Genomic DNA, 12,401 nt, shown 5'->3' with positions numbered 1-12,401 from the left:
TGATATCGACTTCGAGAACAGGTCCCCGCAGGGTCTTTTCGCTTGGCCCTTCGGCTCTCTACGGCGCAACACGAAGGCGCGTTCGCCTTCGGGCCAGCGCTAGCCCCGATCATCCCGCTCTCTTACACTGGGCCGTAGGGATGGGCGGGGCGGATGGCAGTAACAGACGCTGACTCAGCTATAGCGACCAGGGCGCCCGGTCCATCCGCCTTCATTCTTGATCGTATTCTCGAAACTCTTGGCCGACACAAATAGGCCCACACTCAACGCCAGAATGCTGAAGCCCACTATCGAAGCCAAAACTGCATATTCGACCTGGAGTTCCGCGGCCCAAAGCATCATCACTCCTGCCACGAACGCCAAAATTCCCGAAAATTTGTATTTGCTCGCGCATTTGCCTTGCAGTTTTCGCCATGAAACCTCCGATTTCGATTTCACGCCGCGCCCATTGTTAGGTATCTGAAAGTTATCGTTAACGTACTCTTTGGTCTCCGTGAGAAGTTCTCGAAGTTCTCTTACCCACTGTTCACGTGTTTTCATTTGAATCGACCTATATTGCTGCTTTCAGAAAACTGGTTGCATACTCTTTCGTCAATTCACCCTCCTGAAGAGCATAATTCACGAGATGCGATACTATCTTTCCACTTCGTTCAGGGGAAATACTCTTATGCTCGGAAGACAGAAATTCGTGAGTTGCTATTACAGACGCTTCGATGATTTCACCAATATCGACTTGCGTTTCACTGCCCTTGCCAAGAATAAGCCAAGCCGGATTAACTTCATACTTCTCGCAAATGTCTATGATGAGTTTTAGGGGAACCTCGCGCTCACCTCTTTCATAATTCTTATACGCGCTTGAGGAGATCCCAAGTGTTTCAGCGAACGGAATCTGACTGATCCCGAGGCGGGTTCTGACCTCGCTAAGCCGCTTGCCGACATTTCTCAATGATTGCAGCTCTTGCATATGGTATCCATTTGTGTTCCATTTAGGCACGATTGGATCTATTTATCCTGATTCGGGCCCATTCATACCGAAATGGTACACGCATGGAGGCGACATTGAAATGACCAGCACTCTTGAATCTCCCAAGCAGCTAGCACGCCGAATTGGTTGGCCGGAGCGTCGCATTAGAAATCTGATCGCCGACAAGCAACTCCGGCATCACAAAGTTCGCGGTAGATATTTCATCCCGTTCGGCTCGATCGAAGAATACTTGGAAATGACGGAAATACTGCCATGCCACGACGCAGAACTGGACCGCGCCTCGTCACGCGAAAAGGTAAGCCCTTCTATTTCATTCGCTTCATCGACGACGATGGAAAGCAAAAAGATCGTTCAACGGGCGCAGCAGACAGCAGAGAAGCTGAGGAGGTTCTCGAAGAATTCTTGAAGGAACGGCGCGGCGTCGGACGACCTCAAGAACATCGCCGTGTGCTTATAGCGGAAGTGCTAGCCGACTATGCAGACTTTAAGGCCGATGAACGAGCGGCTGCGACACGGCTCGGTTACGCTATGACACATTTGCTCGCATTTTGGGGTGAGAAGACGGTGGATCACATCAATCGGGAAACGCTTAAGCGATATTTGCGATCGGCGAACCGCTCCCAATCAACGGTCCGTCGTGAGCTCTCTTGCTTGCGGGCTGCACTCAATCATGCGGTGGCGATGAACAGAATGGTACCTTTTGGAAAAATAGAATTGCCAAGAGAAAGCCAGCCGAAAAGGAGGTGGCTTACGCGTCAGGAAGCAGCTCGGCTTTTGCGAGCAGCTCGACAAGAATACCGAAGCCGCTTTCCATTGACACTCTTCATCTTGATGGCCTTGTACACTGGAGCGCGGACAAGTGCGTTGATGGAGCTTGAATGGTCTCAGATCGATTTTGAACGGCGTACAATCGATTTCAACAAATCAGCAGCTCAAGAGACCAACAAACGTCGAGCCCACATTCCGATTGGTCGCAAGTTGTACGGTCATCTTCTGCGCCGTTATCGAATGTCGGCAGGGAAAAGCCACTTTGTTTTCCACCAAAAAACGCAACCGAATACGCATATCGGGAGCGTTGTAAAAGGGTTTAGAGCGGCCTGCAAACGTGCCGACCTCAAGGAAGTCACACCACACACATTGCGCCACACTTGTGCTAGCTGGCTCGCTCAACGCGGCGAAAAAATGATCGATGCTTCGGCGTATCTCAATATGTCGGTTCCAACTTTGGGCAGGGTCTATGCGCACCACCATCCACAACACATCAAAGACCTGGCGGACCGCTTCTAGCCGGTACGCAAAATGTACACACTTCATTGAAACCAACAAGGCAAATCCAGGAAAAATCGAGTACTTTTGTGAAATAGTAAAATGGAGATTATTAAATGACATCAAATAGATATAGCAATATCGACCTTCCTCCGAAGGCAGAGGTCACAGGTTCGAATCCTGTCGGGTGCGCCAAATATTCCTCGATATGGCTATTTGAGAACTGCTGGTCAGCGTGGTGGCCGCAGCGTCGGCATCGACGTGGATGATTTCCTAATACTGATAGCCCGATCCCCCCAAACTTGTTCAACGGCCTCTGCACCACATCAGGATCAGCAGAATCGGCCCGCCGAGAAAGGTGGCGAATAGCCCCGCAGGTATGTCGAAGGGAAATATCAACGTGCGGCCCAACCAATCTGCAACGGTCATAATGAGCGCGCCCGTGACAGCTGCCGCCAATAGCTGCGGAAGCGGTCGCCCGATACCGCTAAGTTTAACCAAATGCGGGCCAAGCAGCCCCACGAAACTCAAAGGTCCCACGACAAGGGTGCCGGCGGCCGTCAATAAGGCGGCTACAAGAACGATAGCCAAACGACTTCGGCCCAAGCTCAATCCGACGGCTTGCCTGACCGCATCGCCGAGTGGCAAAAGCTCAAGCCAGCGCGACATCGATGCTGCCATGGCCAATAGAACAATACAGGAAACGAAGGCGGCTTTGGCTTGTTGCTCACCGACATAATAAGTTGATCCAGCCATCCAGCCGAGCAGCATTTGCATTCGAGGATCACCGCTCGCAATCAGCAAAGTGACCAAGGCGGACAGTGCGGTTCCAATCCCCATTCCTGTCAGCAACAGTCGATTTGGAGAAAAATTATGACGCCTGGCCAGTATCAATGCCACGAGTAAGGCGAGAAAGGCGCCCACATCAGCGCCGATCATGAGACTTGTCAAATCGACGGTCGACGTTGCGAAAATGACCACGATGACACCGAAGCAAGCGCCAGATGAAATCCCAAGAAATTCCGGCGAAGCCATGGAGTTTCCCGTGAGTCGCTGCATCAATATCCCCGCAATCGCCAGCATGGCCCCTGCAGAACACGATGCCAATACGCGCGGAAAACGAAACGGATAGAGCTGAACCAGTTCGGACGACGTACTGAGATGCAGGCCTTGTGGTCCTTGCCCCAAATGCAGGCTCAACCAGACGACAGTGGCAAGCAGAATGCTCATAACTGTTATCCAGACAGATGGGCGAGTCATGCGCCGGGGTGGGACTAGCCGTTGCGGCAACGGCTCGGCAGAGCGAGACCTCGCAATCAGCCACACCAGCAATGGTGCACCAAGAAATGCAACGGCAACGCCCGTAGGTATTTCCATTCCATCCTGAGCAAGCGCCTGCACACCTTGATCAGCAAACCAGAGGAGCAAGGCGCCTATCATCGGCGATACAAATATCTCGTCGCTAAATCGCCTTGCGCCCGAGAGGTGGGCGAGCGTCGGAGCTGCCATGCCTATGAACCCAATCACACCTACCGCACTCACGACAACGGCGGAAATACCAGTTGCTATGGCAAGGGCGGACAGGCGACCGAGGAATACGTTCATGCCAAGGTTTGTCGCGCAGTCATCGTTGAGCGTAAGCAAACCAAACGGCCTTGCGAAGACGATGGCAAGAACCGACGCGACCACAATTCGAGGCAAAAGATAGAACGCGCCAGACCAGTCATTCTGAATCAGAGAGCCACTGCCCCAAATGAAATACGAACGGATCGCTTCCTGATCCAGCAGATAGAAAAGGGTGCCCAGCGCCCCAAAATACAAGCAGACAAAAAGGCCGGCCAGGGTCAGCCTGTCCGGTGACAATGCTTTATCCCAGGCCACGGCGAATACGATCAGCAAAGCGACCATTGAACCGCAGAAGGCCACCATTTCCCGGCTGAATTCCAGCACTCCCGGAGCCCATAGAGCAGCAATTACCAGCGCCAGTTGCGCGCCGGCAGATACGCCAAGCGTTGTCGGCTCAGCTATCCGATTGCGTAGGACATGCTGGAAAATGGAACCCGCGAGACCCAGTGCCCAGCCGCAGAGGGCTGCAACAACGAGGCGGGGGATGAAACCGTGGTGGATGATGATCTGGTTTATGTCACTGCTGTCAGGCGAAAGGATCGCAGCCGTCCATCGCCCACCCGGCATGATTCTCTCTGCGTTGCCGATAGTCAGCATCAGTGCGAACACCCCCAACAAGAACAGGGCGCCTCTACCGGTCAACTTTGAATAGATAAGCCTTGGGCGGGCGGGCGGTATTCGATCGACGATCATGGAACACCGCCGCTGGGCAGGGCGGCGACGACACCATGAGCAAACTTTTCCGCGCTTGCTACCGCACCGAAGAACCACATGCCGGGTAACACGCTGATGCGATTGTGCCGGACAAACGGCAGGTTCCTCCATACCGCACTTTTCGCTTCCACCTGGATCAGGTCAGTATCGCTGAGCCCGAGATAGAGAAGATGTGCCTCGTTTGCGCTGGCCAGCCGGTCTATACCGACAATGGCATATCCCCATGGATTGGTTTTCCCGGTCCACGCATTGATGACACCCATGCGATCCAACACGTCCTGAAATAGGCTGTTCCGGCCAAAGACCATCACATTGCGTTCGTCGATGAAGCGGGCGAGATAGACCGGCCTTGCATAGCCTCGCATCGTGGCGCGACCTCGAACAATGGCTGCCTCCGCCAGGTTGATTGCTATTTCGGCGGCCTCGCTTCTGCCGAACAAAGCGCCCAAACGTCGAAGTTCAGATTGCGCCTTGACATAAGGTTGACCATTCGACGTATAGATCGCGGCTGAAATACAGGGCGCAATGAGTGCAAGCGCGGGTATCGCACCCGCCTGACCTTCGTTCAAGAGGATGAGATCAGGCTTGACCTGTATGAGCATCTCGAGGTTGGGGGTCGAGCGTAGACCGAGCTCGACCGTGCTGGCAGGAAGTTTCGGCAAACCAACCCATTGATGATAGCCATCGGTCTCGGTCAATGCCACCGTGTTCAAACCAAGTTGCAAAGCCATCTCCGCCAGGGTCCAGTCAAGGACGGCGATACGGTCAGGCTTTGGCGTGCTGGGCGCCGCCTTGGCTGTGGCAATAGTACAGCCGAGTGGCAGGCCGGCCGACACATGGAGAAATCGCCGGCGATTCAAAACGGCAAGCCATGTTACCATTTATAGGACATAGTACCCAGAACACTGCGACGCAGTCCGTAATAACAAATCGTGTCGCCATTACACGATGCAACGTATTTCTTGTCGAAGAGATTGGTGGCATTAAGCGCAACGTTCCACCCCTTCAACTTGCTATTCGCAATACCGAAGTCATAACCGATTGCCGCATCCACCAATGTGAAAGCTGGAATGGTCAGCGTGTTCGTCTCATTGCCATTTCGCTTGCCTTCGTACCGGATCCCCAACCCAAGCTTGAGCCCCGATGCCTTGCCCTCCGCAAAAGTGTAATCGGCCCATATTGACGCCATGTCGCGCGGCAGGCCAACTAGATCATTGCCAACCCAGCTGGGATCGAGCGACCTTGATACAACATTGGTGATATGGGTGTAGCTCGCCCGCACATTGAGATTATCCAACACGCTGGCGACGGCGGACAGTTCCACACCCCTTGCATGGACTTCACCAATCTGGTTGCTGAAGGTGGGATTGTCTGGATCTGTCGTCTTGACATTTGTCTGCTTCAGATCGAATACCGCAGCCGTGATGAAACTCTCGTATCCATCCGGCTGATATTTGACGCCGGCTTCGTATTGCTTGCCTTCGGTCGGCTTGAAGGCATTTTTGTTGGCGTCGGTACCTCCGGTCGGTTGGAACGAGGTTGAGTAGCTAATATATGGCGCGAGGCCATTGCTGAACATGTAGACCGCGCCAATGCGTCCCGTCAGTGCGTTATCATCCGCATCATCGGTAACGACCCCTTCGATCTTGTTCGTTGTTTTGCCGCTTATCCAGTCCTGGCGCAAACCGCCAACAATCGAGAGATTGTCGATCTTCAACTGATCCTGCGCATAAATCCCCAACTGGCTGCGGACTTGGTCGGTGTGCCCGCTGATGGCAGGTCGCGTTATACCGATATTATATACCGGCTTGAATATATCCAGACCGGGTAGGCCGAAGTTCAAGCCATAAGTCTGTTCCAGCGTGGTGCGCTGATAGTCCAGACCCATCAGCAGAGTATGCTGAAGCGGGCCTGTGTCGAATTTGAACTCCGACTGGTTGTCGACGGTGAACTGCCCCAACTTGTCCTCATCGTACAGCGCGTAGCGCTTGAGTGTACGGTTGTCCTCGCCTAACCCGAAATCAAATACCGCCCCGAGTACCGCTTTCATATGGCGGTATCGCAGATTCTGCCGGACAACCCAGTTCGGATTGATCCGGTGTTCCAACGCATAGCCAATGCTTGTACTCTCACGCGAATATTCGTTGAAGCTTGGATCCCCACCATAGAAGCTGGTTGGTATCTGGCCCAGCGGATTGCGCAGCACAGTACCTTGCGAAGGCAAGGTATAATAATTTCCGAGGTCAGGATCATTCTGATAGGAGGCAAGAAACGTCAACGTCGTGTCTGCATCCGGCGCCCAGGTCAGAGCGGGCGCGATGGCGATGCGCCGATCCCTCGTATAGTCGATCTGCGTATCGGTCACTCGCCCAATCCCTGTGATGCGGTAGGACCACTGACCTTCCTTGTCCACCGGACCTGAGAAGTCAAAGGTTCCCTGTGCACGTCCGTAGCTGCCGGTTTGCAATGATACTTCGTGCAGGGGTTCATCGGTTGGCCGCTTGCTGACGAGCTCGATGACGCCACCGGGCGAAGCTTGCCCATAGAGTACCGATGCTGGGCCGCCAATTCGTTCCACACGCTCAAGCAGATAGGGATCGATCTGATTGATGCCCCAGGTCCCATCTGTCAGCCTCAGGCCATTGAGATACTGGCTCACCGCGAATCCACGCGAATAAATGTCGTCACGCTGGCCAGACCGCCCGAAAGGTTCGACGACGCCTGGCGTGTAACTCAGAACTTCGGGCACACTTTGCGCCTGACGCGTCTCTATTTCGTTCCGTGAAACGACTGTGACCGACTGAGGCGTTTCGATAAGCGGCGTGTCAGTCTTTGTGCCACTTACGCTCTTCGCCGCGACAAAACCATCGGTTCGTCCCCATTGTTCCGAACGGCCCTGGATAGTGATGGGTTCAAGCACGATGGATCCATCTGCACCAACCCCATCATTGCCTGCTACTTTGCCTGCATTGAAAACCATCACGGTATTGTTGTTTGCAAAACGGTAGGTCAGACCGGTTCCCGACAGCAATGTCACCAGGGCCTGTTGCGCGGTCATTGATCCGTTCAGCGGCTTTCCCGATGCTGAAATGGGCGCGTTTTCACGAAAGACAACTGACAGACCTGTGATCCGGCCGATATCGTTCACACCTTGAGGTACAGGTTTGGCGGCGATGTGAAATGAGAATCTCTGCTGGGTCACCGGCGCTTGCTGAGCGGCGGAGATTGAAACCGGACTGACCGTCAGCAGAAGAACTGCAACCGATAACAAGCCCTGTGTCTGTATTATTTTCGTATCGCGCATATAGCCGCCCCTTAGCTTCACCAGGCAAGACGGCTGCAAGTCGCACATAACCGTCTTTGTAAGCTCCACGTTTGGAATGGCCGTCCACTGAACCAAAAGAGATAAAAAATCCGGGGGAGTGTGGAACGCTGTAAATGAACGGCTTTCTATTTACGGTCGCAATATCGTCAGCCGGTTTGCAACCGTATTGATCTGAAACCCGACACTGGCTTGCAGGGATAGAAGCGCAGCATCAGGATCGCCGAGCGAAAAGCTGCCGGTAACCCGTTCACTGGCCAGGCCGGCCGTTACAAGGACGATCCTTCCGGGACGGTATCGTTCTATCTCTTTGACGACATCCGAAAGGCGAGCGCGATAGAAAACAAATCGACCATTGTGCCAAGCCAAAGCATCGTCGATACTGATGTTCTCGACTGCTGCCACGCCTTTTCGATCGAGGCGAGCCCGCTGCCCCGGTTCCAGAATGGGTTGTTGTTGCGGATTTTCAGATGCTATCAAAACCTTGCCGCGTTCAAGCGTAACGACCCCCTCATCGTCGAGCAAACGCACATCAAAACGCGTCCCTAGAACCCTGATATCACCGAAATCCGTCTCGACGATGAACGGCAAACCGGTATGGCTCACGTCGAAAAAGACAGCACCCCGCAGGAGGCGAACGCGCCGCTCATCAGTTGTGTAGTGCACCGCAAGCGCACTATCAGCATCAAGAAGTGCGACCGAGCCGTCGGACAGATTGATGCTTCGACGCTCACCTTTGCCGGAGCTATAATCGGCGGTTAGATTTTGCAGAATGTTGGGCTGTTCAAGCCAGAGACCGACCCCCAGCAAGAGACACAGTAAAGCGGCGGCGCCACCCAACCGTTTAGAAACCCGCCGCTGTGCTTTTCCGCGGTCCATTGCCTGGAGATACCGAGAGAGTTGGGCGGCCTCTTGCTCTGCCAATCGGACGCCGGGTGCCTCTGTTGCATTCCATGCTTCCTCGACCAGGCGAAACGCACGTTCATGCTCCTCGCTCGCCTGAAGCCAAAGCTGGAAGTCCTGGTGATCTACACCCTTGCCAGTTTCACGCAATCGGAGGAACCACTGCCTCGCTTCACGGCGAATATGAGTGTCAGATTGTTTCATGAAATCTCAGATCGGTCACCTTATCCAGCAAGACATTGATCCGCATGAACAGTCTTTCGGACAATAGGAACCCACTCTCATACCATATTGTCGGCTAGCGCCATCTCGCATGCGGAAACGGCACGGGACATATGCTTGGCAACGGCACGTTCGGAGATATCGAAAGCGCCGGCGATGTCCACGAAACTGCGACCGTGTATACGATTGAGCAGGAAGATATGTCTGGTCCTGGTGGGCAGCGCCGCCAATGTTTGATCGATTGTCCGGATGCTGTCCCGCACAACCATTTCGTCCAACGGAGTTGACTGGGCTCCTGCATATTGTTCAGGAAGTATGCCTTCCAGAAAACGCGCACGCGCCTTTTCTGCGCGGAGGTGATCTATGGCAGCGTTGCGCGCACAGCGGTTGAGAAAGGCCGATTGATTACCGGTACATTCGATCGCCCGGCCCCAGATTCGCAGGAAGATATCCTGTACGAGATCACGGGCGGTCGCCGCACATCCGACCTTGTGTCGAATCTGGCGTTCGAGCCGCAAATGCTCATCATTGTAAAGTCTCTCGATGTCCCCCACGCGACTATTCATTGATCTCAGCTACACGCATGTGGCTCCCCCTGGAAAACCTTCCATTGAAAAGACGTTAAAAAAATTCCTAGCAATCACAAATAATTAGACAAATTCTAAGGTCGGACGTTCACCCTCACGCCCGCGATTAATTCTTGTATAAGAATGTCAACTTTATGCAATGGAATAATTGGCGCCGCAGTTCGGCGACACAGGACGGCCGGAAACACCAATACGCAGCTTCGAAGCAAATGCGTGCTGCAGCGGCGCGACCAACCATACGACGACCCTGGCGCGCGTCGCTCAAGCTCCGCTGGCGGATCTGCACCCGCCAGCCGATCGTCATGGACGCTAGAATTGCACCGACAGATCCGCCTTGATGGAGTTGTCCTTGGCATCCGGCGAGAATTGCCCGGTATAGGAAATGCCCACGCTGGTGTTCCTGCCGATATTGACGTCAATACCGGCTTCGACCAGTGCGATGTTGCGCGCGGTCGCCACGCCCTGAGCCGTGAACTCCCGTCCACCTCTGAAGGACAGGCGCTGTTCCGGCGTCGTGTCGCCGAATGTGTGGCTCCAGCCCACCATGCCACGGGCCGTCAGCGTCATGCTCTTACTGATGGCGAAATCATGCGAGACCCGCAGCCCCAGGACCGTCGTCTCCACGTCGGTCGAGCCTGCCATGCCGGTCAAGTTGCTGATCGCGCCATCTTCCGTGAAGCCGCTCGACCGCAGATGCACATAGCTCGCCGCTGCAAATGGTTCGAACGTGGCATAGGGCCGGTCGATCCGGTAACCCACTTCGCCGAACAATTGCACGCTCTGCGCATCGTAGGAGGCACGATGCGTATTGCTCGCCTCGCCAAAACGGGCGTTGCGTTTGCTGTCGATTTCATGCCGGGCGATATTGGCGCCGAAGCGAAGGCCGAGTGCATCGAACTGCGTTCCGCCATAGATGCCGACCTGATAGCTGTCGATCGAAGCCTTGTTGCCGGCGCTCTGCAGCGACGTATCGCCATGGGCGGCAAGGATACCGAGCCGCCAGCTGTCGGCGACGACGCCGTCGAAGCCGGTGACGAAACCGCCGGTGCTGCCGCTATAGCCCGCCGCATTGCCATCGCCGGTCACATGGGACCAGTTGCCATAGGCCTGCCCCCATAGCGCCATGGTGGTCGCATCCGGCAGCGAACCCGTGTTCATCAGATCGAATGCCGCGCTGCCCTCGGGCTTGCCCGTCTCCGGTCCGAACGCCAGTCGTTGCGCCGCGCCATTTCCCGCTGCTTCGGACTGCTGCGGCTTGATTACCACGCCGTCGAAAGCCGCCCGCACCCGCGCACTTGCCGCATCGGCGATGAAACGGCTGCCGCTGATCAGCGCACTTTTCACATTGGCCTGGATATCTGCAACGAGGGGTGCTGCGATCGCCGATGGCGCGGCGCTGTCCTTCGACACGACGATGGCATCATGCAGTTCATTGCCGAAGCCGAGCGATTCGATGCCGTCGAGCATCGCCCGCTGGTTGCCGGTGCGGCCATGGGTGCTGAAGCTTGTGCCGTTGCGCTCCAATGTGGCCGTGATGTCATGCGGATTATAGGCGAGCGTGGCTCCGATGAAGACATAGCCAGGCTCGGCCTTGTCGAACGTGCCGGAGCGCTTGCCCTCGAAGGTGACGATCTTGTGGCTCTGGCCGATCAGCGCCACGGTTTCCTGTGGCGTCAAGGCTTGCGACGCATCTTCGAGCCGCAGCGTGACAACGCCGCCGAGGAGATTGAGATCGCCCTTGACCGCGAGCTGATCGGCGCCGGCCTTCCCGACCTCGATATCCAGCAGGCTGCCCTTGTCGAAAGTTGCATCGCGCTCGACATGCATCGTACCAATGCCATGGCCCGGCGAAACCGCGCCGCCCGCTTGCGCCGCAAGCGAGGCAACCGTGCCGGCACCGCTAAGCACGCCGCCATCCTTGATCACCGCATTGCCCATGCGTCTGTCGAGCAGGACCATGCCGTCATCGATCGTCACCTCCTCCTCGATCACAGGCGTCGGCTGCGGCACCAGGACGCCACGCTCGGCATCGGGGTTTTCCCCGTCGGTCGCGACGTCCGTCGGATTCGCTGCCATGATAGCAGCTTCGACGGCGACGGTGAGATCCTCGATCTGCTTGGGCGTCAGGTAATGCTGCACAGCCGCCAGAGCCTCAGCCGTTTTCGCCAATAGTTCCGCCGTCGTCAGCTTCTGGATTTCTTCCGCCTTTTCGACTTCGGCGAGCTTGTCCTTGTTGTCCTGGGCAAGCTCCGCCTTGACCCGCTTGCGTGTCTCAACCGGCAGCTCGGCGATCTGCGCCGGCGTGCCTTTCGCCAGCTTCTTGTCGTCTGCGAGCAATTGGCGCGCCGCCGGAAGAGCGTCCGTCTGCTCCTGCGTCAAATGACGCTTGTAGATCGCCAGCGTCGCTTCGGACTGGCGGGCAAGATCGGCAGGCGACATCGCCCTGATCGCGTCGATCTTTTCCTGTTCCGCCGTCTTCTGCGCATCCGTCAGATTGACCTGGATCGCATCGCGCTCGTCCTTCGACATTGCAACGAGTTGCTCCCCCGTCTTCGCCTGGTCGTTTTCCACCTTTTCGACTTCAGCAAGCTTCTCCGGCGTCAGATGCAGCTTGACCCGCTCGCGTGTGTCGTCCGACAGTTCGGCGATCTGCGCCGGCTCGCCTTCCGCCAGCTTCTTGTCGTCTGCGAGTTGCAGTTCAAGCTTGCGCGCCTCCTGGGCAGCGGGAAGTGCCTCAAGTTGCGCCGTGCTCAGATAGGGCTTCTGGGCATCGATC

General features: G+C 55.7%; 9 protein-coding genes. 1 reads left to right on the top strand and 8 read right to left on the bottom strand.

The window, feature by feature from the left end:
* Positions 1-174: 174 nt before the first annotated feature.
* Both OSJ75_RS16920 and OSJ75_RS16915 read right to left on the bottom strand, forming a co-directional pair.
* Positions 175-540, bottom strand: a complete 366-nt coding sequence (locus OSJ75_RS16920; protein WP_267228848.1) for a hypothetical protein — start codon at positions 538-540, stop codon at positions 175-177.
* A 10-nt stretch (positions 541-550) separates the two neighbouring features.
* Positions 551-964, bottom strand: coding sequence for a helix-turn-helix domain-containing protein (locus OSJ75_RS16915; protein WP_267228847.1), 414 nt, complete (start codon positions 962-964; stop codon positions 551-553).
* Between the two features lie 273 nt (positions 965-1,237).
* Between OSJ75_RS16915 and OSJ75_RS16910 the strand changes: the two genes are divergently transcribed.
* Complete coding sequence (locus OSJ75_RS16910) at positions 1,238-2,272, top strand: tyrosine-type recombinase/integrase (protein WP_267228846.1); 1,035 nt, start codon at positions 1,238-1,240, stop codon at positions 2,270-2,272.
* A 285-nt stretch (positions 2,273-2,557) separates the two neighbouring features.
* Here the strand turns inward: OSJ75_RS16910 and fhuB are convergent, their stop codons facing one another.
* The 6 genes from fhuB to OSJ75_RS16880 all read right to left on the bottom strand — a co-directional run.
* Positions 2,558-4,570 (bottom strand): Fe(3+)-hydroxamate ABC transporter permease FhuB, encoded by a 2,013-nt coding sequence (gene fhuB, locus OSJ75_RS16905; protein ID WP_267228845.1) that lies wholly within the window; start codon positions 4,568-4,570, stop codon positions 2,558-2,560.
* On the bottom strand, positions 4,567-5,472 hold the full coding sequence (locus OSJ75_RS16900) for an ABC transporter substrate-binding protein (RefSeq protein ID WP_267228844.1): 906 nt from the start codon (positions 5,470-5,472) through the stop codon (positions 4,567-4,569). Before OSJ75_RS16900 ends, fhuB begins: the two co-directional genes overlap by 4 nt.
* Positions 5,466-7,895 (bottom strand): TonB-dependent siderophore receptor, encoded by a 2,430-nt coding sequence (locus tag OSJ75_RS16895; RefSeq protein WP_267228843.1) that lies wholly within the window; start codon positions 7,893-7,895, stop codon positions 5,466-5,468. The genes OSJ75_RS16900 and OSJ75_RS16895 overlap by 7 nt, the downstream gene beginning before the upstream one ends.
* A gap of 150 nt (positions 7,896-8,045) precedes the next feature.
* A complete protein-coding gene (locus tag OSJ75_RS16890) occupies positions 8,046-9,020 on the bottom strand; it encodes a FecR family protein (RefSeq protein ID WP_267228842.1) in 975 nt (324 codons plus the stop codon).
* A 77-nt stretch (positions 9,021-9,097) separates the two neighbouring features.
* Entirely contained in the window at positions 9,098-9,604 is a 507-nt protein-coding gene (locus OSJ75_RS16885) for an RNA polymerase sigma factor (protein WP_267228841.1), read from the bottom strand.
* Positions 9,605-9,934: 330 nt separating this feature from the next.
* Positions 9,935-12,401, bottom strand: a 2,467-nt coding sequence (locus OSJ75_RS16880) for an autotransporter outer membrane beta-barrel domain-containing protein (RefSeq protein WP_267228840.1), incomplete at its 5' end; no start/stop codon positions are given.

Source organism: Phyllobacterium sp. 0TCS1.6A, from assembly GCF_026420825.1.
Classification (GTDB): Bacteria; Pseudomonadota; Alphaproteobacteria; order Rhizobiales; family Rhizobiaceae; genus Phyllobacterium.
Note: the sequence above shows the minus strand (reverse complement) of the source record. Positions and strands in the feature narration are given on the sequence as shown.